Below are 25,694 nucleotides of genomic sequence, written 5' to 3'. Positions count from 1 at the left end.
CCGACTAAAGCACGAGTCACCAATAAGCGCAGAATATCGCCCTTCTGGCTCCTGCCGTTAATCGCGCTGCTGATTGCAGGCTGGCTGCTCTGGACTAACTATCAAGAGCGCGGCACCACTATCACCATCGACTTTGTGTCGGCGGATGGCATCGTGCCGGGCCGAACACCGATCCGTTATCAGGGAGTTGAAGTCGGTCAGGTGCAAGGCATCAGCATGACTGACGACCTGAGCACCATCAAAATCAAAGCCAGCATCAAAAGCGATATGAAAGATGCGCTGCGTGAAGAGACCCAATTCTGGCTGGTAACGCCAAAGGCTTCACTGGCTGGCGTTTCCGGCCTTGATGCACTGGTTGGCGGTAACTATATCGGCATGATGCCGGGCAAAGGCGAGCCACGCGAGAACTTTAGCGCGCTGGATACCCAGCCCAAATACCGGGTGAATACCGGTGAGATGCTGATCCATCTGCACACGCCGGATCTCGGCTCGCTAAACACCGGTTCGCTGGTTTATTACCGAAAAATTCCGGTTGGCCGCGTTTATGACTACAGCATCAATCCAGGCAATAAAGGCGTCACGGTGGATGTGCTGATTGAGCGCCGCTTTACCAATCTGGTGAAAAAAGAGAGCCGTTTCTGGAATGTTTCCGGCGTGAAAGCCGATGTCGGTCTGGCGGGCGCGAAGGTGCAGCTGGAAAGTCTGGCGGCGCTGGTCAATGGTGCTGTCGCCTTTGACTCACCGGACGCCTCTGAGCAGGCCGCGTCTGAAGAGAATTACACCCTCTACCCTGACCTCGCCCACAGCCAGCGCGGCGTGGTGATTTCCCTTGATTTGCCCGACGGTAAAAATTTGCAGGAAGGCAGCACGCCGTTGATGTACCAGGGTCTGGAAGTCGGCACCCTGACCAAAATGACATTGCAACCCGGCGGCCGGGTCAGCGGTGAAATGACCATCGACCCGTCAGTGGTCAGCCTGATGCGCGAAGGTACACGCATTGAGATGCGCAGCCCGAAAGTCAGCCTGACGGATACCAGCCTGAGTAGCCTGTTGACCGGTAACACGCTTGAACTGATACCGGGCGACGGCGAGCATCAGGACCATTTCCAGGTACGCCCCAGTAACGAATCCTTACTGCAACAGCCGGATGTGCTGACGCTGAAACTGAGCGCACCGGAAAGTTATGGTATTGATGCTGGCCAGCCGATCATGCTACATGGTATGAAAATCGGCCAGGTCATCAGCCGCAAGCTGGACGAGAAAGGCGTCAGTTTTGAGGTGGCGATTGCTGCGGATCACCGCCATCTGGTGCATGGCGACAGCAAATTTATTATTAACAGTCGGCTGAATGTAAAATTAGGCATCGATGGTATGCAGGTGTTGGGTGCCAGCGCCCGCGAATGGGTTGATGGCGGTATTCGGCTGGAACCTGGCGCGAAAGGCGCGGTGAAAAACAGTTATCCGCTGTATGCCGACAGTGAAAAAGCCGAAGAAGGGATTACCAGCGATCGTCCGCCCACCACCATTATGCTGACGGCCAACAGCCTGCCGGATATCCAGGCTGGCTCGGTGGTGCTGTACCGTAAATTCCAGGTGGGTGAGATTGTTGACGTCACGCCTAAAGCCAATGAGTTTGACGTCTCGGTGCATATCAAACCGGAATACCGCAAGCTGCTGACGCAAAACAGCGTGTTCTGGGCCGAAGGCGGCGCACGCGTGCAGCTTAACGGCAGCGGCCTGACGGTGCAGGCCTCTCCGCTGAATCGCGCGCTGAAAGGCGCTATCAGCTTCGATAACCTGACGGGTGCCAGTAGCGGTATCAGCCGCGATCAAAAACGGGTGCTGTACGATTCTGAAACTGCGGCACGCGCAGTGGGCAGCCAGATTTCATTGCATACCTTTGATGCCAGCAAACTGGCCGCAGGCATGCCCATCCGCTATCTCGGCATTAATGTCGGTCAGGTTGAATCGCTGGCGCTCAGCCCGGATAAAAACCAGGTGATCGCCAAAGCGGTGCTCTATCCGGAATATGTCGATGACTTCGCACGCTGGGGCAGCCGTTTCTCGGTGGTTTCACCGGAAATTTCCGCCACTGGCGTTAATCATCTGGAAACCCTGCTGCAGCCGTATATTAACGTCGATCCTGGTAAAGGCCGTGCCGCGCGCAGCTTTGAGTTGCAGGAAGCCACGATCACCGACTCACGTTATCTTGATGGCCTGAGTGTGGTGGTGGATGCGCCGGAAGGCGGGTCGCTGTCGGTCGGCACCCCGGTTCTGTTCCGTGGTATTGAAGTGGGTACCGTGACCGGCACCTCACTGGGCAGCATGGCGGATCGCGTACAGATCACCCTGCGCATCAGCAAAAAATACCAGCATCTGGTCCGTAACAACTCGGTGTTCTGGCTGGCGTCCGGCTATAACCTTGAGTTCGGCCTGATTGGCGGCGTGGTGAAAACCGGCACCTTCCAGCAGTTTATTCGCGGCGGCATTCAGTTTGCTACCCCGCCAACGGTGCCGCTGGCCCCCCAGGCGACGTCCAATAAGCACTTCCTGTTGCTGGATGAAGAGCCGAAAGAGTGGCGTAAATGGGGAACCGCGATCCCGCGTTAACCTCAATCTGACGGGCGACTCAGGTCGCCCGTTGCTTTTTTGCTTTGCCGGTTCCTGTGTTAAACTTGCCGCTTCATTTTCTGTAACGGAACCCGTCAGTGGCTCACTCTCCCCGCGTCTTTTTTCCTGAATCCTTTTTAACTGTTATGCGCGAAGCCTTGCCTGACAGCAGCGCCTTTGATGCTTTTATCGCCATCAGTCAGCAGCCGTTGCGCCGCAGTCTGCGCGTCAATACGCTTAAAATCAGCGTGGCCGATTTTCTGCAACGGGTCGCCCCCTATAACTGGCAGCTTACGCCGATTCCGTGGTGTGAAGAAGGTTTCTGGATTACCCGTGAGGATAGCGACGACTTGCCACTCGGCAGTACCGCCGAGCATCTCAGCGGCCTGTTTTATATACAGGAAGCCAGTTCGATGTTGCCGGTCAGCGCACTGTTTGATGCCGAACCGCATCCGCAACGCGTGATGGACGTGGCCGCTGCGCCAGGATCGAAAACCACCCAGATGGCGGCACGTATGGCCAATCAGGGTGCCATTCTGGCGAACGAATACTCTGCCAGCCGCGTAAAAGTGCTGCATGCCAATCTCAGCCGTTGTGGCGTCAGCAATACCGCTATGACCCACTTTGATGGCCGGGTTTTTGGTCCGGCGCTGCCGGAGTGCTTTGACGCGATCCTGCTGGATGCGCCCTGCTCCGGCGAGGGGGTGGTGCGTAAAGATGCCGATGCGCTACGCAACTGGACGCCGGAGAGTACCCGCGAGATCGCCGCTACCCAGTGCGATCTGATTGACAGCGCTTTCCATACGCTGAAACCCGGCGGCACGCTGATCTACTCTACCTGTACCCTGAACCAGACCGAAAATCAGCAGGTGGTGGCGTGGCTGCTGGCGCGCTATCCCGATGCCGTTGAGGTGCAGCCGCTAAACGGGCTGTTTGACGGTGCGGAACAGGCGCTGACTGCGGAAGGCTATCTGCACGTATTTCCCCATATTTTCGACAGCGAAGGTTTCTTTGTCGCGCGGCTGCGTAAAACCGCTTCGGTCGAGCCGATGGAAAAACCGGGCTACAAAGTGGGCAAACTGCCCTTCTCCCCGCTCAGCCGTAAGCTAAGTGCAGAAATTGCTGCGGCAGCCAACCAGTCCGGGTTGCACTGGGACGACTCGCTGACGCTGTGGCAGCGCGATAAAGAACTGTGGTTATTCCCGGCGGCGATCGAACCCTTACTCGGCAGAGTGCGTTTCTCACGTATTGGCCTAAAACTGGCGGAAACTTTCCCGAAAGGTTATCGCTGGCAGCATGAAGCCACTGTTGCGCTGGCACGCCCGACGCCGGAAAACAGTTTCGAATTGAGTGAAGATGAAGCGGAAGAGTGGTATCGCGGACGGGATATCTATCCGCAAGGTGAAATCCCCCGGAATGAAGTGATCGTCACCTGGCAACAACAGCCGATTGGTCTGGCGAAAAAAGTCGGAAATCGCCTGAAAAACAACTATCCACGCGATCTGGTACGGGATGGCAAGCTGTTCAGAGCCTGATAGCAGAATCCCCGGCCCTGCGGCAGATTACTGCAGTTGCAGCAGGGTTAAGCGGTTACCAAACACTGCACCGGTATCGATATAGTGCTGATTGAAAGCATGCAGCGGCTGGTTTAACGGTGTATGACCAAAATAAAACGCATCTGCCCCGGAAATCGCGGCTCCGCTGCCGCGTTGCAACGCGTTAATCCGCTCCCGGCTCCATAATATCTGCTGAGTATCGACCGCCTGCCCCCAGATATAGTGGCTGGCGGGATAATCAGCATGGGCGATTACTATCGTGCGCTGCGCCAGCGTCAGCTGTAAAATCAGCGGCAACCCGCGACAGCGATTAAGTGCATGTCTGGCCGCAACCAGCCGCGCACCGCTAAGTTGATAAAACCAGTCGCCGCCATTCCTTTCCCAGAAGGAGCGCTCGCCTTCGCTGATGGCATTCAACGCCATAACTTCATGATTGCCCATAACGCAGCGAAACCACGGCTGTTGCAATAATGCCAGACAGCCAGGGCTGTCCGGGCCGCGATCGATTAAATCACCGACGGAAATCAGTAAATCCTGTTGGTAATCAAAATGCCGGGCAATTAACTGCCGATCAAGTAACGCCCGACAACCGTGCAAATCACCAACAATATAAATATGTCGCCACTGTTCACCTTTAAGTGACTGATAAATCATTGCAACCCGCTTATCAATAATGGCAATATTGATGTCTCATTTAAGTAGTAATACTTAAAATAGAGGAATCGTGGATAATTCGCACAGGGATTAAGTAACAATGGATGACCGTAAGCATTTTATTCTGACACTGGTGTTGCTATTTTCAGGCTGCCTGTTACTCCTGGAAGTCGTCATCCGGCTGGTGCGGGCAACCTGTCTCTGTTAATTATTATTAAGTATCCGGGTCATATTATATCCCGTCACTTTAAACTGACAGGCTTCATATAACCTTTTAGCGCGAAAATTATCCGCCGCTACGCGCAATTTAATCTCCCCGACGCCCTGCTTCATTAGCTGTTCTTCCAGTTCACCTAGCGCCTGTTTGCCGTAGCCCAGACCGCGAAATGCGGGCAACACCATAAAATCGTTAATGTAGATGCTGCTTTCATCGCGCTGGTACCATAGATAACCCACCAGCTGCTGCGCCATCTCAATCGATAATAGCACCTGGCGCGCTGAGTCCAGACCTTGCGGCAGATAGTCATCAAGCGATTTTTGCGCCCGCTGACGGGCTAACTCGTCACTGTAACCCGAGTTAGCCCGCATATCTTCAGCATAGTCATCGATAAATAACTGCTGCCACTCCTCAAATTCCGCTTGCTGCATCGCTCTGAGCATCACGCCGCCTTATGATTATTCGTTGAATAATCTCAGAATAATCAACAGCAGCGCGTGGGTACAGAGTTAATTAGGCCACTGGCTGTCCAGCTGACTGTCCAGGCTGTCCAGCAAGCTGTAACGACGGCGATATTCGGCGCGTTTTTTACTGGCGATATCATCCAGCGACTTACGCTCAACCCGCAGCGGCAGGCGGAAATAGTTGTCGCCGGTAAGCTCACCGTTAAGTGACTGCCAGAAGCTGTCATAATCAGCAAACAGCTGCGCTTTCTTTTTATGGTGATAGCGCCAGTTCTGATAAATATGGGTTTTATTGCCAGCAGCCAGAATCTGCTTTACCTCCAGATGCTGCGCCAGACCACAAAGCGCTTCAATCAGCAGGCGTTTCGGAAACAGGCCGTGACAGCCTTTGGTCGCCAGCTGGATAGCTTCGTGCGGTGTTTCCGGCCTTGCGCCCTGAATGCCACCGATAAACAGCGTCTGCTGCTGCTGAAAATGGAATACGCTGAATGTGATGGTGGCCAGCAGCACACCCTGCTCAGTTTCGAACAGCAGCGTCGCTTCCCCTTCCTTGTTCAGCTGATCCATCGCCATAAGTCTGATACGATAGGTTTCATCATTTTTGCCTTGCAAGCGCGCCAGCACCACGCCGTCAGCGGACAGATAACCGTCAAACAGACTGGCTGGCAGATGCTTTTCCAGTTGCAGATAGTGCTGACTTAACGCCTCTACCGCCTGCTGGTGGCCGAGATTCGCCGCCAGATAAGGGCGGTAGATTTTCAGAGGCAGCGCCGGTTGCGCCTGCAGGATCATTTGCAGACGTTCATTACGCGCCAGATTGGTTAACAGAAGATGACTTGAATGCGGCAACGTTAGCGCACGCAGCAAAAATTTAAGCCGGTAACCCACCCGATTCCAGGCGTTACCGGGTTTAATCTTACCGCTGACCAGAGAAGTAAACAGTTGCAAAGCGCTTTCCGATGCCGGTAATTCATGTGACAGGATAAATTGTGACATTTTTCATGTAACCATCATTTTCAAATTTGCGCTATTTCATCAGAATGAAACTAAACAATTATTTAATGAGCAAAAATGACAGGAGAACATTTCATCAATGTTGACCTTCTGTTTAACCTGATACTGTTGAAGATAACCGAAATGCTAATGGGATAAACCTTTACAGTTTCTTTTAAAAAAAAGCTCTGATAAACATCAAGAAACGGATAATAGTAGTGCCTTCCTGAGGCTAATCACATACCATAATGCTGTGGCATTGCCTGCGAACATAAAATGATATTTTTTTATCCAGGCAATTAAACTCTGGTTTTTAACAGTTATTTGTCATACCTGTTTTCCCCGTAGCATACCGGCACCTGTCGGTAACAGGCTAAGATGCCGGAAAAATACAAGGAGAGAGAAAATGTTAAGTAAACGAACTGCATGGACGCTGGTCTTTACTGGTAGCGCAATGTTTTGGTTGCTGGTGATAACGGCCTGGGTTAGCTACTTTTGAAACATACAACTGCATCGCCGTTCCCATTACCGGGCGTTAAAGTATCGTAATATCTTCGTTGAGATCCTGAGAAAGGTTTATTTTTTTGGAAAAACATCGTGAAATATAACTAAAAAATACTCTTAAATCACCAAGTTATGTTAGGCTGTAATACACAGTTTATTAGCATATCAAAGTGAAATGAAAATTCTGTTAATTCGACGTGATAACATTGGTGACCTCATCCTCACTACCCCGCTTATCGCAACGCTTGCTACCTCACTAAACTGTAAAGTTGATGTACTGGTTAATACCTATAATCAGCCGATTCTTGAGCATAACCCGCACGTGGGTAAAGTTCATATCTACAGTAAACTTCATCATCGCCACGCCGGCCAGTCCGCAGCGGGGGTTATCTTCCGACGCTGCAAAACAATGATTGATATCCGGCGCGCAGGTTATGACGTGGCGATCATTGCCCGCGAACAGTGGGATAAACGCCCCCTGCAATGGGCCAGGCTCTCTGGCGCGAAACGCATTATCGCGATAGGCGAAAATGCGCCGCCAGCAATTACTGACTGTATTCCGCCCACTCAGCAGCGAAACCATATCGTTGAGTTGTTGAATCAGTTTGCGCAGACTCTCGGTATTAATCAGCAACCAGGAGCACTGGAACTGTATGTTACTGAGCAGGAACTGACAAAAGCGGCACAACAACTCTCATTGCCGGATGGCGTTCCGCGGTATGGATTGCAAATCAGCGCGCGCAAGCCGATGCAGCGCTGGCAGGCAGATAAATTTATTGAACTGGCGCACCGCCTTGCGCGTCAGGAAAATTGTCACTTTCTGTTGTTCTGGTCGCCGGGCAGCGCCGATAATCAGCAGCATCCCGGTGATGATGAAAAAGCGCAATATATTATCGACCGCTGCCAGGATATCGCCCTGACGCCGGTCGTCACCCACACTCTGCGCGAACTGATGGCCGCGGTTTCACTCTGCGACCAGATGCTGACCAGTGATGGCGGTGCGCTACATATTGCGGCGGGACTGGGTAAGCCAGTGGTGGCGCTTTTTGGAAACAGCGACGCCTGGTTCTGGGGCCCATGGCAGGTGCCTAATAAAGTGCTCTCCGCAGAGTCGCGGAATGTCGGTGATATCTCGGTGGACACTGTTGAACAACAGTTTGTTCAGTTGCGTGAATCAGTGCTGAAAGGCGGCGCGTAAGTGAAACACTCTCCTGCCAGGCTATTGGTGGCAGGAGAGTGTCAGTGGTCTGCATTTGGCAACCTCAGCATCCCGAAAAAAAGGGTGATTAACCGCTACCCGGCCTTCTTATCACGATAGTTCGAATAGCAGACCAGCGCAGCCCCGATCAGCAACAACGCAATCACCATCGGCGCTTTATTCTCTTCAGTACCCGCTAACCCACCGATACCCAGAAAGTAAGCTGCAGCAATCAGCGATTTAATCAGCTTACTGGCATTGCTCTGTTGCTTAAGACAGATCCCGCGCACCGCCCAGGCGCCCAAAACCAATCCTGACAGCGCTAATAAGGTTCCCATAGTTCACACCTTTTTAAGGTTATTATTACCAACACTCTTTTCCGCCGGACGTGCTTTATTGGTATCGCTTATATCAATCAGGAAACCGCAGCTTAAGCCATTCTGCCGCGACAGAAAATCTGAACAGAACTCAGTGTTTGTTTAGCTCAAGCTGCATTTTTCTGCTACATGCCGGGATCATGAGTTCGCGCAGTGTATCGCGGGTATCAGCGTCGTAGCGGTACGGACTCGGTGGCCGGTGATCTTTACGATAAGCTTCAGTTGTTTGCAGCGTTTCCGCGACAAATTCGTTCTCACTGAGGCCAAAATCCGCCAGCGTATAACCCATTGCATAAAAGCGTTTAAGTTCATCATTGATGATGGGCGGAATCGCTCCGTCAGTGGAGGCGGCTTTGTCGAGAATGCGCCACTCGGCAGTACAGAGGTCGTTTGCCGCCTTATCCACTTCGGTAACGGCGGCAAAGCTGGTGAGGGGTAACACGATAAGCAACCCAAGAATTTTACGCATCTGATATCCCTGACGTAGTGTTATCGCTTATCGTATGGCTGACAGTCATAAAAAGCTATTGAGAAATCACGATTTTTAAGAGGTTAAACATGTATAAATATCCGGCATCAGTTAGCTTTGATGAGGAAACGGGCACCTGGGAAATCGTATTTCGTGACTTCGAAACGCTCCCTTCCGTCGCCCTGAGCGAAGATGATATCGAGTTAGAAGCGACCGAGGGATTAATCGCTGCCATTGGTGACAGCATCGACTCACGTAAACTGATCCCGCATCCCTCCGGGGCAGCCGAGGGCGATATTCTGGTTTACCTGCCGCTGCTGACCTGCCTGAAAGCCGCCCTAAGTAACTCACTGATTAACACCGGTACTCGCAAGGCTGAGCTGGCAAGAAAAATGAGTATGAATGGCTCACAAACTGACCGACTGCTGGATGTCAGCCATGCTTCTAAAGTTGAGACGCTGGAACAGGCGTTGTATCTGCTGGGGTTTGAGGTTTCAGTTTCAGTGACGGCGATTTAAATTTTCTGTAGCAACCTGGATTTATCAGAGTAAATCCAGCTGCCCGCTGGCGTCAGGTTTGGCTTTTTTTTTGATTGTTTTCTTCGGCGGCAGCGCAGGCTTCTGCATCTGTCGATGAATCCAGGCTGATATCACCTCTACCGCCAGGGCCTGCTGCTCAGCAGTCATCGGCTGATTCTGAGGGATGCCATGCCATTGACTCAGGCAACCACGACAACAGGTGGCTGTGGCATGCTGGGCGATAAACACCGGATGTCCACGCATTGGCGTCTGCTTACCATCGTTAGCCGGAATCGCGGCTGACAGGCGCTGCTGAATAAAATCAGACGCGTGTTGCCGGACCACCGCTTCGCCCTTATTCAGGCAATAATCATACTCAACGCGGCCTAAACAGAAACGCTGGCGAAAAGTTGAACGGGATAGTTGTGAAAGGATTTCATCAATTGTTGGCATGGGCATTACCGCATCGGGATCGGGAGAGCGACCATTATCTTAGTCTTTTTTGGTTGCCGGGTATTATTGACGTTGCAGAAGACAATATTAAATTTAATCAAGTTAACGATAATCCAGAGCAACGAAGTAGCGATACTTATCAAGTTCAATCCTCTCATTAAAATACGGCTGGATAATTGCCACCCACTTTTTTTAACAGGGAATTCACCATGATTAACATCATTCCCGACAGACAGCCCAGGCAGGTCAATGATAGTACTGTCATTACCGAAGTCTTCTGAGTCGACATTTGTGATACAATTTCCTGTTTTCATATCAAACCCGGTCAGATTAAGTTTCAGTCCCACAACACTACGCCTGTAAAATGTCTGAATACTGTAACAATGCGCGCCCTGTAAGGAATTTTAAAGTTATCTGACAGTGGTAATAATGAAGGTATTATAACCCTCACGCTTATCATCTGCGATATTCTTTATCGCAAGCTGGTTATTCTGTTGAAATCTGCCCGCAGACTCCAGCTCTGACTTAGCATCCCACGTTGCGTTCCCGTCAGGACGAAACCCAGAGTTCAACCAATGACCCGCTTCAATCCTGCCAATAAACACGTTACGCGTCGTTGCTTCAGCACAGACCTCTTTAGCTGCTTTGGCGGTCAGCTTCATCGTACTATTGCCCCCAGAATAAAATAATCTGTGCCGTTGTCATATACCGTATTTCGGTAAAAATTAACGTCATTCATTATTTCTCCTTCAGGATTACTCCATTTTATGATCGCCCTGAAACGAAAACATCATCAGATGTCTGTTCATTCGTAATATAAACGGCGATCCATTATAAAACCTTACCAGGCCTTGCCATCTCAGTAAATAGTGCTAGGATTATCCGCACATTTTTTTAGAGTCTGCCTATGTTCAAGCTCTTCGCACGCTATGCATCGGTGGGGGTGGTTAACACCGCCATTCACTGGCTGGCGTTCTCTGTCATTATGCACACCGCTGGCGTCAGTCAGACCCTTTCAAACCTCAGCGCATTCTGCATAGCGGTAACGTTCTCATTCTTCGCCAATGCCCGCTGGACATTTGACTCCGAAACCACCAGTTTTCGCTACATGCTTTATGTGCTTTTCATGGGAAGCATGGCGGCTTTCGTTGGCTGGCTGGCTGATAAATGCGAATTGCCGGCTCTCTTCACACTTGTCGTGTTCTCGGGCGTCAGCCTGGTGTGTGGGTTCTTCTATTCGAAATACATCATATTCAGGGAATTGAAATGAAAATCTCTTTGGTCGTCCCGGTCTTTAATGAAGAAGACACCATCCCCATTTTCTATCAGACCGTGCGCAAGGAACTGGCGCAGTATCAGGTAGAAATCGTCTTTATCAATGACGGCAGCACAGACAATACTGAAAACCTGATTAACGCGTTGGCAGTCTCAGACCCGCAGGTTATTCCGTTGTCTTTCACCCGCAACTTCGGCAAGGAGCCCGCGCTGTTTGCCGGACTAAATAATGCCACCGGAGAGGCGGTGATTCCTATCGACGTTGATTTGCAGGACCCGATTGAAGTCGTCCATCAGCTGATCGGGAAGTGGCAGGAAGGCGCAGATGTGGTACTGGCGAAACGCTCAGACCGCAGCACAGACGGGCGTATGAAGCGCAAGACAGCTGAGTGGTTCTACCGCCTGCACAATAAAATCAGCAACCCCAAGATTGAAGAGAACGTGGGCGATTTCAGGCTTATGTCGCGCGCGACGGTTGAGCATATAAGGCAGTTGCCAGAAAGTAACCTGTTTATGAAAGGGGTTCTGAGCTGGGTTGGTGGAAAAGTTGAAGTTGTTGAATACACCCGTGCCGAACGTGTAGCCGGTAACAGCAAGTTCAATACGTGGAAGTTGTGGAATCTTGCACTCGAGGGGATCACCAGCTTCTCCACATTCCCTCTGCGCATGTGGACTTATATTGGCCTGATGGTTGCTGGGTTTGCATTCTTCTATGGCACATGGCTTATTCTCGACACGCTGTGCTGGGGTAATCCGGTGCGCGGCTACCCATCCATACTTGTTTCAATTCTGTTTCTTGGTGGCGTACAGTTGATTGGCATTGGTGTACTGGGTGAGTATATCGGCAGGATTTACGTTGAAGTCAAACAGCGCCCACGCTACATTTTGAAGGGAAGGCGAAATGGATAATCTATTTCGTTCTAAAACAGAAAAACTATTGGCAATTCTCATTGCCCTTATCTTTTTGCCACTTGTCATTTATGATATGCCTTTCCGGGATGACTTAAGCCGAAGTTACTGGGGTTTTGTTAGCCTTAGTCAACTTGGCAGGCCATTTGCTGATGTGCTATATAAAAATCCAGGTTTCGGATTTGAAGAAGTCAACTTAAGCCCCCTGCCTAAATACTCTCTCTGGCCATATTGATAGCCTCATCCTTAGTGGTTTACAGAAAAATTTTCCATTCGAAAGGATTTATGGGGATGCTGGTTTGCGCCATATTATTTGCCAATCCATTTCCCCTGCAAAATTTCGCCTATCAATACGACTGCCTGCCAATGGCGATGTCTGTTTTTTTTGCCTCTGTTACTGCCTGCTACTCGCCGAAAAATAGAGTCATTGGCGTTTTATTATCATCGGTACTTATTTTTCTTTCATTATTACTATATCAGGCAAGTATAGTGATATCTGGCTGCTTATATCTGTGCGTCATCTACAGGAGACTGTCAAAAAATGAAAGTATTCCAGAGATTATAAAAGACGCACTGTGCTTATTGCTATCCTCATTTATTGCTATTGCCAGCTATTTTTTACTCTTTGTCGCAAGCTCTTCCTCGATATTAAAACGGAGTGAAATTGCCGGATTCATGCGCACCCGTGAAAACCTACTCTTCCTGCATGAAAAGCTGCACGAACTGTACTCGGGATCTGGCTATCTGTTCTTAATAATTGCGTTTTCAGTTCTGTTATCTCTGGTGGTAATCGCAATGCGCAGGCGATTTTTACATGCCCTGCTCTTCACTGTGCTGTTTTTATTGCTAGCCGCAACATCCATAATGCCTTCCGTAATTTTAGATGAGGGATTTGTTGGCCCTCGGGTATTAATGTCAATTGCTACATTATTGCTATTCTCTTCCCTGGTAATAACAGGCAGAGTTGCCAATATTACGTTCATCTTTGCTGCTGGCGTTCTTGTACTTCATTCAACCGTAATGTCTTATGCTTTCTCAGGGGACTTAAGGGCGCAATTAAAGCGTTATCAAACCCTGTCGTCACTGGTCATTAATGAAACCCAATCAAAAGAGGGTATGAAGTATGAAAAGGTGTATATACACTGTGCTTCAAGCATCTCCAGGGAGGAGAATGTATTTGTCCGGTTTAATCAGTTTATCTCGTGGTTAAATCCAGAGGAAGCCTGGGCTATAAGATTTTTCATAAGGAATTCCGGGGAAGACAGAATTGTCAGCGACTGGGGTGACTGCGGCGAAGCAGATTTTTCCAGAGGCGATAAGGGAAATAATTACTACTCCAGATACGCCAAAGATAATAACCTGCACTTTATTATGAAATAAGATTAAGGGGCTTACCCCTTTTTTTACACTTCCACTTATACAATAAGTGTTGGAGAGGTTGGGTAATGATACAGGAACCTTTAAGCGATGTTTTTCTCTGTTACTCTCTACGACATCTTTTTAAAAGATAGCTTTTCGATTAAATGATTACAGGTAGAAGTGTGATGTATTAAAAAAAGCACTTATCCTATCCTGCACGTCAGCACTTAACATCAATCTTGTCATCATAATGTCAGTTACTACACGCAGCTAAACTACAGTTGGAATTCCCTTTCCATTGAACGAATTTATGCCGGTGTAACACGGGCTTTTCCGTCTCAATCATCAGAGCCTGGCAGGTGATAGCCAGATTTAATTCATACTATCTTGTAGTAGATGTAGTGGTAGTCGTACCCGTACTTTCACCCCCACTTCCGCCCGCAGAAGCGATTAAAACACCAGTAAGTACCGCCACAGCGCCAACTCCCAATGCATCCACCTGTCCCTGAGATAAGGTTGAGGCATCGGAGCCAGCTGCTCCTCCATCAGTTGGAGCAGCATGGACTCCCAGGCTAAGAGTCAAAAACATGACCCCCAGAGCAATTTTTGATTTCATCGTTACATCTCCATTAAATATTCTTATGCAGCCAAAGTTTCATATTGCAAACTTACCTATCTATTCTAGCCGCAAACCTGGAAATTGATGAAAACTTTAATCGCTTAAATATCAACATGTTATGATTGAAACGTTGAAAAAAAGACTTTTGTAAAAAAACAAATATTATGCTATCAATCAGATCAGTCTCAGTTTTTAGTGTCTTATTGTTTATGATTTTTACGTGCACGTGCGTGCTCAGCATGCACTGATAGCCAGCTCCTCCGACGATTAATACAACCCAAGACTGGAAGCCTGCTGGAGAAACTGAGATATGCCGAACAGGCCGACACGTTACGACGCTAATTTGCCCAGAAACCTTACTTATCGAAAGGCAAGGCAAAGCTATTACTGGCGCAATCCCGTCACCGGCCAGGAGCTGTCGTTAGGGCGCATATCTCGCAGGGAAGCGGTCGCCCAGGCTAGAGAGGCTAACAATTTCATTGAGCAAAACGATATCCCCTCAGCACTACTTGACCGGCTTAAAGAAGCCCCACAATTTACTTTCTTAAATGGCTTGAAAGGTACGACGTCATTCTTGCGCGTCGAAACCTCAAGCCGAACACCATGAAAATTCGCACCAATCAATTGCTGACATTAAAGTCTGAGTTTGGCCGTCTTGCCATTACGGCTATATCAACGCGTGATATTGCCTTGTTTCTGGAGTCGTGTGTTGAATGCGGCAAAAGGAGCATGGCCGTTGCCTTGCGTTCTTTATTGCTCAATGTATTCAGGAAAGCAGTAGTCGAAGGTGTGACCGACAGGAGGCCAGTTGAACCCACCCGCACACCATCGCCGTAGGTAAAGCGAGAAAGGCTGACGCTGGCGCAATTTCTTGCAATACGAGATGCGGCCGCCAATATGGGTGGTTGGCTGGAAAACGCCATGAATATTGGCCTGATTACCGGCCAGCGGCGGGAAGATGTCACGCGGATGCTTTTCAGCGATGTCAGGGATAATCGCGTATTTATCACTCAGAGTAAAACCAGCCATAAGCTGGCCGTACCTTTAAACCTGGAGCTAAAAGCCATCGGGTTGTCACTTGAAGCAGTTATCGATTTATGCCGACGGGATAATCCGTCAGATAATATGATCTATTCAGCCGTAAGGCGCGGGGGGAGAATGCCTGGCCCTGTTACGCCGGATGCTTTAACCCAGGCTTTTGCAGAAGCGCGAGAATTGAGCGGTATTAAGTTCGGTGAAAATCCACCGACATTTCATGAGATACGCAGCCTGGCAAGTCGGTTGTTCGAAGCCGAGAATGGCGAGGATTTCGCGCAGAAGTTGCTGGGACACAAAAACCTGTCGATGACTAAAAAGTATCTGAATGCCCGTGGTGCCGGGTATGATTTGGTTTAAACCGAATATAAATAATTCGAGGGTTTTTCGTGGAATTTCGTGATGACACAAAAAATATCGAGTTAAATCAACAAATTAAAAAAAGACCGAATACGATTCCTATATTCGGTCCAGGGAAATGGCTCTTGTGAGAGCCGTGCGCTAAAAGTTGGCATTAATGCAGGCGGTGTCGCCTTGCCCTTTAAAGAGTAGACAAACTAAGGGGGAATTCCAGCCGGTTGTAAACCGCTTGCAAGAAAGAAGTTAACTCTGTGATCGGGATGGCAGAAATCCGAATCCGGCCTTTCGCCAATGAAAGCTGTCGACTAGCAGTGTGCTGAAAGGCGGTTCAGCGCACTCGCGGCGGAATGCGCTAATTAAATAAATTAAATCAATTAGTTGCAGAGTTTATCTGCGCGTTCAATAAACGGCGCCAAACTCATCTTTTGCCCCGGATTTTTCGGGTCATCAATCTGAATGACATCGATTGGCTGCGCTTTTACCTGTCCGGCTTTCATCATCTCGCTAGCTTTTTCATTTAACGGATATTGCAGCAGCGTGCTGGGATTGATCGCGAACAGCGCGTGGTCGGCGGCGCAGGTTAACATCACTTCTTCGCGGTTAAACGCCCACTTCTCTTTACCGATTTCAAAGCGGCTGACGGTAATGATTTGCGACGCAGCCAGTGCGCTGCTGCTGATGCCCATCGCGAGCAGTAAACAGACCAGTTTTTTCATCGAGTTTTCTAACCTCACTGAACGCGCCCGATCGATCAGGCGCAAAATAATTTATGCCGGAGCCAGAGTGGCGAAGATGCTGACCAGCACCACCACCAGCGTACCCAGCAACAGTTCTGCCTGCGTCATGCGGATGAACCCCTGCTGCGCCCGCTGCCCTGCCCGGCGAAAACGCGGTACCAGCCAGTAACGGTTGAATAGCGCAATTGCCACCATCAGCCCCACCAGCAGGATTTTAACCAACAGCAGCTGGCTGTAGAGCGCAAAGCTAACCAGCGGCCAGCCAAGTATCATCAGGGCGTTGATAATACCGGTGAATATTGCCAGTGCAACCGCCAGATGGCCATAACGCGAGAAACGCATCATGGCACGGATCGCATCACTGCGTAGCGCGATATTGCGTGCATCGGTCATCAGCAGCAGCAACGGCAGTAAACCACAGACCCAGAATGCCGATGAAATCAGATGCAGTGCATGGTTGGCGCGTTGAAATGCGCCAGGCCAGCCCTCCAGCATTGCCGCGTGGCCAACAAATGCCAGCCCGGTAAGCTGGGCCAGTCCCAGCAGCAGTAATAACGGCTGACGCCACGCGCTATGCAGCAGGAAAGTCGCACAGGCAATCAGCGGCAGTATAATTTGCCACTGCCAGGCTTCGCCGAAGCCTGTGCCGAGTACCGCCTGCCAGGTGTCAGGATCGGTGATATTACGCCAGTCACCGCTCATCAGCCCGGTCTGTGCTGCCAGTAGAGCCACTGCGCTGAGAAGTGCCACCACGCTGCTTGCCAGCATTAACGGATGCAGCCGCTGTGCCAGATGAGCTTTAAAACGTTTTGGCGACAGCAGTGCGCTATAAAACGCACTGCCAGCTAACAGCATCACTGCCGCAAAATGCAGCCAGCGGCAGACAATATATAGTGTGCTGAGCGCCATCGGTTACTTCACGCTGAAGGTGTAGTTCCCTTTGGTTTTGTGACCATCAACGGACAGTACGTGCCAGTTAACCTGATATTTTCCGCTGGTCAGCGGCTTTTCCAGTGGAACAATCAGCTGATTCTTTTTTGCGCCATTGCGTTGGGCTTTTGCCACTGGCAGCGCTTTATTATCGGCACCGCTGATTTCCAGGCCGCTGAATGCCGGCTCAATATCTTCTGAAAAAGTCAGCGTCAGCGCCTGCGGTGCCGCGTCAACGCTGGCATTTGCCGCTGGAAACTGGCTTTTCAGATGCGCATGCGCCATGGCTGATTGCGAGAAAGCGACCGTCGCCAGCAGCGCTGTCGCGGTAAAAAAAGAGGAGAATTTGTGGTTAAACATCGGGTCATCCTTCTGTGCTGCAGCCGGCAGGCTGCCGATGAGAGCAAAAGAATACTCCGCTACCGCAGGGCTGTCGAGGCGATAACGTCTATCGATACGCACCTCTGCTTGCCAATTATGCTTATCTGCATTACTTTTTGCCGCACAGCAACAGGAGAAGATAATGAGTCATAATCTGGCGACACTGTCGCAGGAAGAGAAAGATAAAATCAATGTCGATTTGGCCGCCGCCGGTGTGGCGTTTAAAGAGCGCTATAATATGCCCGTTATTGCCGAAATGGTTGAGCGTGAGCAGCCCGAAGCGCTGCGCGACTGGTTTCGTCAGCGTCTGATGCAATATCGCCAGGCGTCTCTGAGTTTGTCCCGCTTACCCTACGAGCCTAAACAAAAATAAGCCGCAGACGCCTTGAGATCCCCGGTGAATTGCGGTGATATATTGACTAATCAATCTGAATTCAGGAACGACCTATGTCACTCTGGAGTGTAGCCGCTGCACAGTATGCTTCCCGCTCTCGTGATATTGACGGGAATATTTCACACCATCTCTCTTTTATTCAACAGGCAGCCAGTCAGAATGTCGATCTTCTGCTTTTTCCCCAGTTATCCCTGACCGGTTATGAGATAGACGCGGGTCGCGAGCTGGCGTTATCGCTGGACGATACACGACTGGATGTTTTGGCCGAAGCCGCACAGCATCATCAGATGAATATTATTGTGGGCATGCCGTTACGAGCCGGGGACAGTTATCATATTGCTGCGGTGTCTTTTTTGTCTGAGGGTACGCGTTTAGCCTATGCAAAGCGTAATCTGCGTGGCAGAGAGGTGGAGTTCTTTCAGCCCGGTTACGGTGGCCCGGTATTTGGCAGTCATTCGCGTAATGTGGCTATGGCCGTTTGTGCCGACATTGCCGTTGAACAATTTGCGCGTGAGGCGTCCGAAAACGGGGCCGACCTTTATGCCACCGGCGTACTGATTTCGGAACCAGACTACGCCAGTCACTGCAATTATCTCGCCAGCTGGGCTGTCAATTATCAGATGACTGTCTTAATGGCCAATCACGCACAACCCACCGGTGGTTATCAAAGCGTTGGCGGCAGCGCGTTCTGGGATGCCAGTGGTAAACAAATAATACGCTGCAAAAACGGAGAACAGTTGTTAATCGCCCGCCGCGATAAACAGGGTTGGCAAGGCGAAATCCATCCGTTAGGCTAAGCGCACTATTTGTCGGGAAGGTAAATCATGTTACGCGTAATCGATACAGAAACCTGTGGTCTGCAAGGCGGCATTGTCGAAGTCGCTTCGGTTGATGTTATTGACGGCCAGATTGTCAATCCGATGAGCGACCTGGTTTCTCCTGACCGGCCAATCAGCCGCCAGGCAATGGCCATTCATCGCATCAGTGAATCAATGGTAATCGGCAAACCGCCAATTGAAGAAGCGATTGGCCGTTATCATGGCAGCCCATACTATGTGGCGCATAACGCCAGTTTTGACCGTCGGGTATTGCCGGAAATGCATGGCGAATGGATTTGCACCATGACCTTATCGCGTAAGCTGTGGCCCGGCATTAAGTATGGTAACCAGGCGCTGCGCGAAAGTTTGCAGCTGGAGGTTAACCCTCCGGCTGACCTGCACGCGCACCGCGCGTTGTATGACTGCTACGTTACCGCCGCTTTGTTGATTCGCATTATGCAAACTACCGGCTGGGATGCGGCTGAAATGCTGGCGCGTATGCAGCCAAAAAGCGGCATGGATACCTTCCCGTTTGGCAAATATCGCGGACGCAAGATAGAGGAAGTGGCGAAGCGCGATCCGGGATATCTTAAATGGGTGTTGAAAAATATCCCGAATCTGAAAGCCGATCTTCGCAGCGCGATGCAGCACCATCTGGCCGAATAATTAACGGGCGTGGCTGGAGGTTAATGTCCCCTGCGCCAGCCCAATCAGGAAAGCATACTCCAGCGCTACCCCTTCATAAGCCTTGAAGCGCCCCGACTTACCGCCATGGCCAGAGTCCATATCAGTGCACAGCAGCAGCAGGTTATCGTCCGTTTTAAGCTCGCGTAGCTTCGCGACCCACTTGGCGGGTTCCCAGTATTGCACCTGAGAATCGTGCAGCCCGGTGGTGACCAGCAGATGCGGATAGGGCTGCGCGGTAACATTGTCATACGGGCTGTACTGACGAATATAGTCGTAGTATTGCTGCTCCGCCGGATTCCCCCACTCATCATACTCGCCGGTGGTCAGCGGGATAGACTCATCCAGCATGGTAGTCACCACATCAACAAACGGCACCTGCGCCACCACACCATGATAAAGCTGCGGTTCACGATTGATTATCGCGCCCATCAGCAACCCCCCGGCGCTGCCGCCCATCGCGTATAGCCGCTGTGCATCGCCATAGCCTTGTTGCAATAACGTGCGGGTGACGTCGATAAAATCATTAAATGTGTTGAGTTTATTCAGCAAGCGGCCATCGTCATACCACTGTTGCCCCAGTTCGCCGCCGCCGCGAATATGCGCCAGCGCAAACACAAAACCGCGATCGAGCAGGCTCAGGCGACTGGCACTGAAATCGGCGTCCATGCTGCTGCCATAGGAGCCGTAGCCATAGACCAGCAACGGATTTTTGCCCGGCTGATAGTGATGGCGGTGGTAAACCAGCGATACCGGCACCTCAACCCCGTCCCGCGCTTTGACCCACAAATGTTCGCTGCGATACTGGCTGGCGTCGAAACCTTGTACTTCCGACTGTTTCAGCACCTGCCGGTCGCCACTGTCCATATCCAGCTCGAACAGCGTCGAAGGCGTGGTCATCGACGAATAGCCATAGCGCAATTTGCTGGTATCCGGGGTGGGATTGTAAGAGAGCCAGGTAACATACGCCGGATCGTCAAACGCGATGCCAAACGTCTCACCACTTTTCCAGCTGATCTGGCGCAGGCTGGTAAGGCCGCGCTGGCGCTCTTCCAGCACCAGCCAGTCGCGAAACAGCTGAAAGTCTTCCAGCACAATATTATCGCGCGCCGCCACCAGCGTTTCCCAGCGTGAAACATCGCTATAGTCGGTGCGGTACAGGCCGAAGTTTTTACCTTCACGGTTAGAGCGCACATAGAAATGGTGATCATAGTGGTCAAGAGTATATTCATGATCTTTGACGCGCGGACAGAACACCTGCGGTTTCGCTTCGGCATATTCGGCGTCCAACAACAGAATTTCACTGGTGGTACTGCTGTTCAGGGCGATCAGAATAAAGTGTTCCGAGGTGGTGTTATGCACGCTGACATAAAAGGTATCATCCGGCTCTTCATAAACCAGCTGGTCGGCACTCTGCGGTTCACCGAGGGTATGACGCCATACTTGCCACGGCAGCAACGTGGTTTTGTCTTTCAGCACGTAATAGAAGGTACGGGAGTCATTTGCCCAGGCAAAGCTGGAGGAGACATTTTCCAGCACTTCCGGATACCAGCTACCGCTGTTGAGATTGCAAAAGCGAATGCCATACTGGCGGCGTGACAAAAAATCTTCGGCCAGCGCCATCGTCTGGTTATCAGGACTGATATCCAGCGCCCCCATGGTATAGAATTCGCTGTGTGCAGCGCGCTGGTTTGCATCCAGCAGCGTATCCCACTGCTCCGGGGTGGCGGTTTCAGCAGGCTGGCGGGTATAGATCGGGTATTCGTTGCCGGTTTCATAGCGGCGCTGATAGCGATAGCCATTTTTAACGTAAGGTACTGAGTGGTCTTGCTGTGGAATACGATCGACCATCTCTTTCAGTACCCGTTCCTGCAACGCTTTCTGCGAAGACATCACTCGCTGACCGTAGTCGTTTTCCGCTTGCAGGTACTCCAGCACCGCAGGATCTGCGCGCTGATCGTCGCGCAACCAGTAGTAGTTATCCTGGCGTGTTTCGCCATGCAGAGTCATTACGTGAGGAATTTTCTTTGCTGATGGAGCAGTCATAGTCCGTTTACACCCTTAAGACAGTTGTTGTAAGGGTGGCATCTGACGTGATGAATGCCAAGCGGTAAAGGTAAATTAAACAAGGGAGTAATAAGGAAATAATCATGATCCGCCTCGCTAACCCACAGGAGTACCCCCATCTGACGGAAATCTGGCAACGTTCGGTGCGCGCCACTCATGACTTTCTTTCTGAGCAGGAGATCGCACGTCTGAAAGTTTATGTCGCTCCTTATGTCTGGCTGGATAATCATATGCTGCCACAAGGGTTTGTTGGCGTGGTAGCACAGCGCATTGAGATGCTGTTTGTTGAGCCCGACTTGCGCGGTCAGGGCATTGGCAGGCAACTGGTGAATTTTGCTGTGACTGAGCTTGCCGCGCGCGAACTGGACGTCAACCAACAAAACCCGCAGGGGACGGGATTTTATCTCAGTATGGGATTTGTGGTAACCGGACGGTCTGCGCTGGATGCGCAGGGAAACCCTTATCCACTGCTACATATGCGCCTGGCAGAAGGTGAGAGTAACTCAGGTTGACGGCAGGATCAGGCCGGGATTACCCGGCCCCAACTGTCAGGCAGTCAGTTTTTTCTTCTCTTCGCGGATATCGTTTTCAATGCCGTCACGCACATCCTGCGGGATTTTCAGCGCGTCGCCCAATGCTTGTAGATAGCTGCGCTCCATAAAGTGGTCGACATCAATCACCGCATTACTGAGGAAGTAGAGTTCCAGCGCTTCTTCTTCATTACGGATATCGCGCGCCAGCAGCTGCGGATCGAGCGGTTGGTCGATAGCTTGCTGGATCAGCTTTTCGCCCTGTGTACCAATGCCCAACTGATGAACATTTTGTTCAATTGACTGGCGTTCCTGCGCATCGATATGGCCGTCACTTTTCGCTGCAAATACCAAGGCAGTAATTAAGCGCGCCGCACGGGAATCAACCGGCGTTTCACTCTGGCCGAACTGCGGCTCATCGCGATGCGTTTCACTGACGCGCTGTTTATATTTATTCCACAGCACTGCACCGGCCGCCGCGCCGCCACCGATAATCAGCGCGTTTTTACCGTATTTGGTCAGCAGACTACGCGCTGACTTATTGGCGATCAGTAACCCGGCAAGACCGCCGAGTGCACCTGGAGCCAGCATTTTACTTAGCCCTTCGCCGCCAGTTTTACCGCTGCTTTTACTGTTACCTAATACAGACTGAATTTGCTGTAGCCAGTTGCTCATCTTATTTCCTTCAAAAAAACCGATGAACTTCAGAGTAGAACACCAGGCGTCAAGAAGCGTAAGCAGAAGAAAAGTCGGGAAAACATCGCACCATAATGATGCGACCCACTAAATCAGGCTGCTTTAACCGCACGCACCGGTTTAGCTTTCCCCTGATCTGCTTCTTCATCCATTGCCGCGCTGCTGCTATTTTTCGGCATTTTGCTGGTGCGCAGGATATGGGTGACCGCATCTTTGTTCTCAGCCAGATGCATACCCAGCGCTTCACGCTGTGCTTCATCCAGCTCAACACCACTTGTCATTAGCCAGTCGGTAAAAACTTCTGCCATATCGAGCATTTTGTCGTAAGCATCCGCTTCTTTTTTGCTGGCAAACGTCATCTTTTCCTCACCTTTTCTGACAACGACATATTTTACTTCAATAGCCATGATTCTCGCCCATTTAACTGTATTTATATCCAGTATAGCAGCAGCTTTTTTTACGATCAAGCCGGCAAAGCAGATGCCCGCGCAATCGTTTTCGTTTATACTGCGCGCGATTTTTTCTCATCTCTTCAGGTAGGTATTATGTCGACTCTTGGAACCGCGCTGCGCCCTGCCGCAACTCGCGTGATGCTTTTAGGTTCAGGTGAACTGGGTAAGGAAGTCGCGATCGAATGTCAGCGCTTAGGCGTTGAAGTGATTGCTGTCGATCGCTATGCCGATGCACCCGCCATGCATGTGGCACATCGCAGCCATGTGATTAATATGTTGGATGGCGAAGCGCTGAAAGCGCTGGTGGCACAAGAGCGTCCTGATTATATTGTGCCGGAAATCGAAGCTATCGCCACTGATATGCTGATCGAACTGGAAAAACAGGGCCAACGCGTGGTGCCAACCGCCCGCGCCGCCCGCCTGACGATGAATCGCGAAGGAATCCGCCGGCTGGCGGCTGAAGAACTGGCGCTGCCGACCTCCAGCTACCGTTTTGCCGACAGCAAAGCCGCTTTCCTGCAGGCTGCTGAAGAGATTGGTTTCCCGTGCATTGTGAAGCCGGTGATGAGTTCATCTGGCAAGGGTCAGAGCTTTATCCGCGAAGCCGCACAGCTCGATCGGGCGTGGGAATACGCGCAGCAAGGCGGGCGTGCCGGGGCCGGTCGGGTGATTGTTGAAGGCGTAGTGAATTTTGATTTCGAAATTACGCTGTTGACCATCAGCGCGGTCGACGGCATCCACTTCTGCGCACCGATTGGTCATCGTCAGGAGGATGGTGACTACCGCGAATCCTGGCAGCCACAGCAGATGAGCGAGCTGGCGCTGAAACGCGCCGAAGAGATCGCGGAGAAAGTGGTCAGTGCCTTAGGGGGCCACGGGCTGTTTGGCGTTGAGCTGTTTGTCTGTGGTGACGAGGTGGTATTCAGTGAAGTGTCGCCGCGTCCGCACGATACCGGTATGGTGACGCTGATTTCACAGGATCTGTCGGAGTTCGCGCTGCACGTACGTGCTTTCCTCGGTTTACCGGTTGGCGGTATTCGTCAGTATGGTCCGGCAGCATCGGCGGTGATTTTGCCCCAGCTGGACAGCGATAATGTGCAGTTTAGCGGCGTTCCTGCAGTACTGGGTGCCGGTCTGCAACTGCGTCTGTTTGGTAAGCCAGAGATTCGCGGTCAACGCCGCCTGGGCGTGGCGCTGGCAACCGGTGACAGCATTGATGATGCCGTGGCACGTGCAGTTGCTTGCGCAGGCGGCGTTAAGGTCAGCGGATAATCCAGCACACGGGCGGCGTTTGCACCCTGCTTACCAACAGGACGGGGGCCGAAAACGGCCCCCCTACAGGGTTCCGGCGTACCCGTTAATTTTACTGATTTTCCTGTAGGGGCGGCGTTCTCGCCGCCCGTGCCGCGGGTTTGCACCCTGCTTACCAGCAGGACGGGCGCCGATAAACACGCCCCGACAACTTCACCGATTAACGCGCGCCGGACACCGCTTCACGCGCCAGCTCGGTAATCCGCTGATAATCACCCGCTTCCAGCGCATCTGCCGGTACCAGCCACGAACCGCCAATACAGAGCACACTTTTCAGCGCCAGATAATCACGGTAGTTGCCCGGCGTAATACCGCCGGTCGGGCAGAAACGCACCTGAGGGAAAGGACCACCAATCGCCTGCAACGCGTTCACGCCGCCATTGGCTTCTGCCGGGAAGAATTTGAACTCGCGTAATCCGTGATCCATACCAGTCATCAGCTCTGACACGGTGCTGATCCCCGGGATCAAGGGAATCGGGCCTTCAACCGCCGCTTTTACCAGTGAATCGGTAAGCCCAGGGCTTATCACAAACTGCGCACCGGCTTCCGTCACTTCCGCCAGTTGCTGAGTATTCAGCACGGTACCCGCACCGACAATCGCCTCAGGCACTTCGTTGATAATCGCACGCAGCGCATCCATCGCCACCGGCGTACGCAGCGTCACTTCCAGCACGCGAACACCGCCAGCAACCAGCGCTTTCGCCATCGGAACTGCATGTTCCAGTTTATTGACGACGATAACCGGAACGACCGGTCCGGTTGTCAAAATCTGCTCAGCGCTCGTCTTCCAGTTCTTCATCAGTGTATCTCCTGTCGAGCCTGCTGCGAATCCCGGCGGCGGCAGCGGGCGAAAGTGACGCGCATCTGGCGTCAGGAAAGTGATAGCGCATCTACCATACATGATTTTGCTGAATGCCGTCCATGCCATCGCAATATTTTTAAAACCACGGTTCAATTTATCTAATTGCTGACGGTAACCATAAAAAAACCCGCCGAAGCGCTGAGGGATCCCCAGTAATGGGCGGGGAAACAGTGTCCGTACAGTATGCCAGAAGTTTTTCCGGGGCGCTCTGGCCCCATTTCATCAGTACCGACAGAACGCACTGCTTGATGCCACCGTTGCC

The 25,694-nt window shown here is 51.3% G+C and carries 30 protein-coding genes and 1 pseudogene; 15 read left to right on the top strand and 16 right to left on the bottom strand.

All coding sequences use genetic code 11. From position 1 onward, the window contains the following. On the top strand, positions 1-2,610 hold a 2,610-nt coding region (locus NG42_RS14090; RefSeq protein ID WP_156324266.1), incomplete at its 5' end, for a PqiB family protein. Positions 2,611-2,708: 98 nt separating this feature from the next. Then, positions 2,709-4,145, top strand: coding sequence for a 16S rRNA (cytosine(1407)-C(5))-methyltransferase RsmF (rsmF, locus tag NG42_RS14085; protein ID WP_052900088.1), 1,437 nt, complete (start codon positions 2,709-2,711; stop codon positions 4,143-4,145). Positions 4,146-4,172: 27 nt separating this feature from the next. Here rsmF and NG42_RS14080 read toward each other — a convergent pair whose 3' ends face one another. The 3 genes from NG42_RS14080 to NG42_RS14070 all read right to left on the bottom strand — a co-directional run bounded on the left by NG42_RS14080 (position 4,173) and on the right by NG42_RS14070 (position 6,497). Beyond that, positions 4,173-4,820, bottom strand: coding sequence for a metallophosphoesterase (locus NG42_RS14080; protein WP_052900087.1), 648 nt, complete (start codon positions 4,818-4,820; stop codon positions 4,173-4,175). A 204-nt stretch (positions 4,821-5,024) separates the two neighbouring features. Then, complete coding sequence (locus tag NG42_RS14075) at positions 5,025-5,480, bottom strand: GNAT family N-acetyltransferase (RefSeq protein ID WP_241488360.1); 456 nt, start codon at positions 5,478-5,480, stop codon at positions 5,025-5,027. Positions 5,481-5,546: 66 nt separating this feature from the next. Next, the gene (locus NG42_RS14070) at positions 5,547-6,497 is read right to left on the bottom strand and encodes a VirK/YbjX family protein (protein WP_052900086.1); all 951 of its coding nucleotides are present in this window, start codon (positions 6,495-6,497) and stop codon (positions 5,547-5,549) included. A gap of 286 nt (positions 6,498-6,783) precedes the next feature. Here NG42_RS14070 and NG42_RS23765 point away from each other — a divergent pair, with 286 nt between their 5' ends. Continuing rightward, the gene (locus NG42_RS23765) at positions 6,784-6,993 is read left to right on the top strand and encodes a YmiA family putative membrane protein (RefSeq protein WP_338152346.1); all 210 of its coding nucleotides are present in this window, start codon (positions 6,784-6,786) and stop codon (positions 6,991-6,993) included. A gap of 180 nt (positions 6,994-7,173) precedes the next feature. Continuing rightward, positions 7,174-8,196 (top strand): glycosyltransferase family 9 protein, encoded by a 1,023-nt coding sequence (locus NG42_RS14065; RefSeq protein WP_052900085.1) that lies wholly within the window; start codon positions 7,174-7,176, stop codon positions 8,194-8,196. Positions 8,197-8,291: 95 nt separating this feature from the next. On the opposite strand, the gene NG42_RS14060 is transcribed toward NG42_RS14065, so the two are convergent. After that, positions 8,292-8,534 (bottom strand): hypothetical protein, encoded by a 243-nt coding sequence (locus NG42_RS14060; RefSeq protein ID WP_052900084.1) that lies wholly within the window; start codon positions 8,532-8,534, stop codon positions 8,292-8,294. 130 nt (positions 8,535-8,664) lie between these two features. Continuing rightward, positions 8,665-9,042, bottom strand: coding sequence for a hypothetical protein (locus NG42_RS14055; RefSeq protein WP_052900083.1), 378 nt, complete (start codon positions 9,040-9,042; stop codon positions 8,665-8,667). A gap of 89 nt (positions 9,043-9,131) precedes the next feature. Between NG42_RS14055 and NG42_RS14050 the strand changes: the two genes are divergently transcribed. Then, positions 9,132-9,560 (top strand): type II toxin-antitoxin system HicB family antitoxin, encoded by a 429-nt coding sequence (locus NG42_RS14050; protein ID WP_052900082.1) that lies wholly within the window; start codon positions 9,132-9,134, stop codon positions 9,558-9,560. Between the two features lie 24 nt (positions 9,561-9,584). On the opposite strand, the gene NG42_RS14045 is transcribed toward NG42_RS14050, so the two are convergent. The 3 genes from NG42_RS14045 to NG42_RS14035 form a co-directional block, all read right to left on the bottom strand. After that, positions 9,585-10,013, bottom strand: coding sequence for a DUF4186 domain-containing protein (locus NG42_RS14045; RefSeq protein WP_052900081.1), 429 nt, complete (start codon positions 10,011-10,013; stop codon positions 9,585-9,587). Positions 10,014-10,018: 5 nt separating this feature from the next. Further along, complete coding sequence (locus NG42_RS14040) at positions 10,019-10,360, bottom strand: colicin E3-like toxin immunity protein (protein ID WP_053115853.1); 342 nt, start codon at positions 10,358-10,360, stop codon at positions 10,019-10,021. A 63-nt stretch (positions 10,361-10,423) separates the two neighbouring features. After that, on the bottom strand, positions 10,424-10,675 hold the full coding sequence (locus tag NG42_RS14035) for a colicin transporter (RefSeq protein ID WP_052900080.1): 252 nt from the start codon (positions 10,673-10,675) through the stop codon (positions 10,424-10,426). Positions 10,676-10,920: 245 nt separating this feature from the next. Between NG42_RS14035 and NG42_RS14030 the strand changes: the two genes are divergently transcribed. The 4 genes from NG42_RS14030 to NG42_RS14015 are packed head-to-tail and all read left to right on the top strand — an operon-like array spanning position 10,921 to position 13,577. Further along, the gene (locus NG42_RS14030) at positions 10,921-11,283 is read left to right on the top strand and encodes a GtrA family protein (protein ID WP_052900079.1); all 363 of its coding nucleotides are present in this window, start codon (positions 10,921-10,923) and stop codon (positions 11,281-11,283) included. Beyond that, positions 11,280-12,197 (top strand): glycosyltransferase family 2 protein, encoded by a 918-nt coding sequence (locus NG42_RS14025; RefSeq protein WP_052900078.1) that lies wholly within the window; start codon positions 11,280-11,282, stop codon positions 12,195-12,197. Before NG42_RS14030 ends, NG42_RS14025 begins: the two co-directional genes overlap by 4 nt. Then, the gene (locus tag NG42_RS14020) at positions 12,190-12,432 is read left to right on the top strand and encodes a hypothetical protein (protein WP_052900077.1); all 243 of its coding nucleotides are present in this window, start codon (positions 12,190-12,192) and stop codon (positions 12,430-12,432) included. The genes NG42_RS14025 and NG42_RS14020 overlap by 8 nt, the downstream gene beginning before the upstream one ends. 14 nt (positions 12,433-12,446) lie before the next feature. Further along, positions 12,447-13,577 (top strand): glucosyltransferase domain-containing protein, encoded by a 1,131-nt coding sequence (locus NG42_RS14015; RefSeq protein ID WP_162231550.1) that lies wholly within the window; start codon positions 12,447-12,449, stop codon positions 13,575-13,577. Positions 13,578-13,938: 361 nt separating this feature from the next. Here the strand turns inward: NG42_RS14015 and yjbE are convergent, their stop codons facing one another. Then, complete coding sequence (yjbE, locus tag NG42_RS22070) at positions 13,939-14,145, bottom strand: exopolysaccharide production protein YjbE (RefSeq protein ID WP_241488361.1); 207 nt, start codon at positions 14,143-14,145, stop codon at positions 13,939-13,941. A 340-nt stretch (positions 14,146-14,485) separates the two neighbouring features. On the opposite strand from yjbE, the pseudogene NG42_RS14005 reads away from it, so the two are divergent. Beyond that, positions 14,486-15,570, top strand: a pseudogene (locus NG42_RS14005) (tyrosine-type recombinase/integrase). Positions 15,571-15,944: 374 nt separating this feature from the next. Here the strand turns inward: NG42_RS14005 and NG42_RS14000 are convergent. From NG42_RS14000 to yobA, 3 genes are read right to left on the bottom strand one after another with little or no spacing between them, the layout of a single operon-like run. Then, on the bottom strand, positions 15,945-16,286 hold the full coding sequence (locus tag NG42_RS14000) for a YebY family protein (RefSeq protein WP_052900074.1): 342 nt from the start codon (positions 16,284-16,286) through the stop codon (positions 15,945-15,947). Between the two features lie 51 nt (positions 16,287-16,337). Beyond that, entirely contained in the window at positions 16,338-17,216 is an 879-nt protein-coding gene (gene copD, locus NG42_RS13995; RefSeq protein WP_052900073.1) for a copper homeostasis membrane protein CopD, read from the bottom strand. Between the two features lie 3 nt (positions 17,217-17,219). After that, complete coding sequence (gene yobA, locus NG42_RS13990; RefSeq protein WP_052900072.1) at positions 17,220-17,597, bottom strand: CopC domain-containing protein YobA; 378 nt, start codon at positions 17,595-17,597, stop codon at positions 17,220-17,222. Between the two features lie 163 nt (positions 17,598-17,760). On the opposite strand from yobA, the gene NG42_RS13985 reads away from it, so the two are divergent. The 3 genes from NG42_RS13985 to exoX all read left to right on the top strand — a co-directional run bounded on the left by NG42_RS13985 (position 17,761) and on the right by exoX (position 19,496). Next, positions 17,761-17,991, top strand: a complete 231-nt coding sequence (locus NG42_RS13985; RefSeq protein WP_052900071.1) for a DNA polymerase III subunit theta — start codon at positions 17,761-17,763, stop codon at positions 17,989-17,991. A 74-nt stretch (positions 17,992-18,065) separates the two neighbouring features. Then, positions 18,066-18,809, top strand: coding sequence for a carbon-nitrogen hydrolase family protein (locus NG42_RS13980; protein WP_052900070.1), 744 nt, complete (start codon positions 18,066-18,068; stop codon positions 18,807-18,809). A 27-nt stretch (positions 18,810-18,836) separates the two neighbouring features. Next, a complete protein-coding gene (exoX, locus tag NG42_RS13975; RefSeq protein ID WP_052900069.1) occupies positions 18,837-19,496 on the top strand; it encodes an exodeoxyribonuclease X in 660 nt (219 codons plus the stop codon). On the opposite strand, the gene NG42_RS13970 is transcribed toward exoX, so the two are convergent. Next, positions 19,497-21,560, bottom strand: coding sequence for a prolyl oligopeptidase family serine peptidase (locus NG42_RS13970; RefSeq protein WP_052900068.1), 2,064 nt, complete (start codon positions 21,558-21,560; stop codon positions 19,497-19,499). Between the two features lie 104 nt (positions 21,561-21,664). On the opposite strand from NG42_RS13970, the gene NG42_RS13965 reads away from it, so the two are divergent. Beyond that, entirely contained in the window at positions 21,665-22,093 is a 429-nt protein-coding gene (locus NG42_RS13965) for a GNAT family N-acetyltransferase (protein ID WP_156322131.1), read from the top strand. Between the two features lie 36 nt (positions 22,094-22,129). Here the strand turns inward: NG42_RS13965 and NG42_RS13960 are convergent, their stop codons facing one another. Together NG42_RS13960 and NG42_RS13955 are read right to left on the bottom strand one after the other, a co-directional pair. Beyond that, positions 22,130-22,786 carry a tellurite resistance TerB family protein gene (locus NG42_RS13960; RefSeq protein WP_052900066.1) on the bottom strand — a complete coding sequence of 219 codons (657 nt, stop codon included), beginning with the start codon at positions 22,784-22,786 and terminating at the stop codon, positions 22,130-22,132. 113 nt (positions 22,787-22,899) lie between these two features. Further along, complete coding sequence (locus tag NG42_RS13955; protein ID WP_052900065.1) at positions 22,900-23,214, bottom strand: YebG family protein; 315 nt, start codon at positions 23,212-23,214, stop codon at positions 22,900-22,902. Positions 23,215-23,352: 138 nt separating this feature from the next. Between NG42_RS13955 and purT the strand changes: the two genes are divergently transcribed. Further along, positions 23,353-24,531, top strand: a complete 1,179-nt coding sequence (gene purT / locus NG42_RS13950; protein ID WP_052900064.1) for a formate-dependent phosphoribosylglycinamide formyltransferase — start codon at positions 23,353-23,355, stop codon at positions 24,529-24,531. 199 nt (positions 24,532-24,730) lie between these two features. Here the strand turns inward: purT and NG42_RS13945 are convergent, their stop codons facing one another. Continuing rightward, positions 24,731-25,369 carry a bifunctional 4-hydroxy-2-oxoglutarate aldolase/2-dehydro-3-deoxy-phosphogluconate aldolase gene (locus NG42_RS13945; RefSeq protein WP_052900170.1) on the bottom strand — a complete coding sequence of 213 codons (639 nt, stop codon included), beginning with the start codon at positions 25,367-25,369 and terminating at the stop codon, positions 24,731-24,733. Between the last annotated feature and the right edge of the window lie 325 nt (positions 25,370-25,694).

Source organism: Winslowiella iniecta (genome assembly GCF_001267535.1).
GTDB classification, from domain to species: Bacteria; Pseudomonadota; Gammaproteobacteria; order Enterobacterales; family Enterobacteriaceae; genus Erwinia; species Erwinia iniecta.
The sequence above is the reverse complement of the archived record's forward strand: the minus strand, read 5'-3'. Positions and strand labels throughout refer to the sequence as shown.

Coding starts and splice junctions, on each gene's coding strand:
- NG42_RS14080 (WP_052900087.1), bottom strand. CDS start 4,820: ATGATTTATCAGTCACTTAAAGGTGAACAGTGGCGACATATTTATATT.
- NG42_RS14075 (WP_241488360.1), bottom strand. CDS start 5,480: ATGCTCAGAGCGATGCAGCAAGCGGAATTTGAGGAGTGGCAGCAGTTA.
- NG42_RS14070 (WP_052900086.1), bottom strand. CDS start 6,497: ATGTCACAATTTATCCTGTCACATGAATTACCGGCATCGGAAAGCGCT.
- NG42_RS14065 (WP_052900085.1), top strand. CDS start 7,174: ATGAAAATTCTGTTAATTCGACGTGATAACATTGGTGACCTCATCCTC.
- NG42_RS14060 (WP_052900084.1), bottom strand. CDS start 8,534: ATGGGAACCTTATTAGCGCTGTCAGGATTGGTTTTGGGCGCCTGGGCG.
- NG42_RS14055 (WP_052900083.1), bottom strand. CDS start 9,042: ATGCGTAAAATTCTTGGGTTGCTTATCGTGTTACCCCTCACCAGCTTT.
- NG42_RS14050 (WP_052900082.1), top strand. CDS start 9,132: ATGTATAAATATCCGGCATCAGTTAGCTTTGATGAGGAAACGGGCACC.
- NG42_RS14045 (WP_052900081.1), bottom strand. CDS start 10,013: ATGCCAACAATTGATGAAATCCTTTCACAACTATCCCGTTCAACTTTT.
- NG42_RS14035 (WP_052900080.1), bottom strand. CDS start 10,675: ATGAAGCTGACCGCCAAAGCAGCTAAAGAGGTCTGTGCTGAAGCAACG.
- NG42_RS14030 (WP_052900079.1), top strand. CDS start 10,921: ATGTTCAAGCTCTTCGCACGCTATGCATCGGTGGGGGTGGTTAACACC.
- NG42_RS14025 (WP_052900078.1), top strand. CDS start 11,280: ATGAAAATCTCTTTGGTCGTCCCGGTCTTTAATGAAGAAGACACCATC.
- NG42_RS14020 (WP_052900077.1), top strand. CDS start 12,190: ATGGATAATCTATTTCGTTCTAAAACAGAAAAACTATTGGCAATTCTC.
- yjbE (WP_241488361.1), bottom strand. CDS start 14,145: ATGTTTTTGACTCTTAGCCTGGGAGTCCATGCTGCTCCAACTGATGGA.
- NG42_RS14000 (WP_052900074.1), bottom strand. CDS start 16,286: ATGAAAAAACTGGTCTGTTTACTGCTCGCGATGGGCATCAGCAGCAGC.
- copD (WP_052900073.1), bottom strand. CDS start 17,216: ATGGCGCTCAGCACACTATATATTGTCTGCCGCTGGCTGCATTTTGCG.
- yobA (WP_052900072.1), bottom strand. CDS start 17,597: ATGTTTAACCACAAATTCTCCTCTTTTTTTACCGCGACAGCGCTGCTG.
- NG42_RS13985 (WP_052900071.1), top strand. CDS start 17,761: ATGAGTCATAATCTGGCGACACTGTCGCAGGAAGAGAAAGATAAAATC.
- NG42_RS13980 (WP_052900070.1), top strand. CDS start 18,066: ATGTCACTCTGGAGTGTAGCCGCTGCACAGTATGCTTCCCGCTCTCGT.
- exoX (WP_052900069.1), top strand. CDS start 18,837: ATGTTACGCGTAATCGATACAGAAACCTGTGGTCTGCAAGGCGGCATT.
- NG42_RS13970 (WP_052900068.1), bottom strand. CDS start 21,560: ATGACTGCTCCATCAGCAAAGAAAATTCCTCACGTAATGACTCTGCAT.
- NG42_RS13965 (WP_156322131.1), top strand. CDS start 21,665: ATGATCCGCCTCGCTAACCCACAGGAGTACCCCCATCTGACGGAAATC.
- NG42_RS13960 (WP_052900066.1), bottom strand. CDS start 22,786: ATGAGCAACTGGCTACAGCAAATTCAGTCTGTATTAGGTAACAGTAAA.
- NG42_RS13955 (WP_052900065.1), bottom strand. CDS start 23,214: ATGGCTATTGAAGTAAAATATGTCGTTGTCAGAAAAGGTGAGGAAAAG.
- purT (WP_052900064.1), top strand. CDS start 23,353: ATGTCGACTCTTGGAACCGCGCTGCGCCCTGCCGCAACTCGCGTGATG.
- NG42_RS13945 (WP_052900170.1), bottom strand. CDS start 25,369: ATGAAGAACTGGAAGACGAGCGCTGAGCAGATTTTGACAACCGGACCG.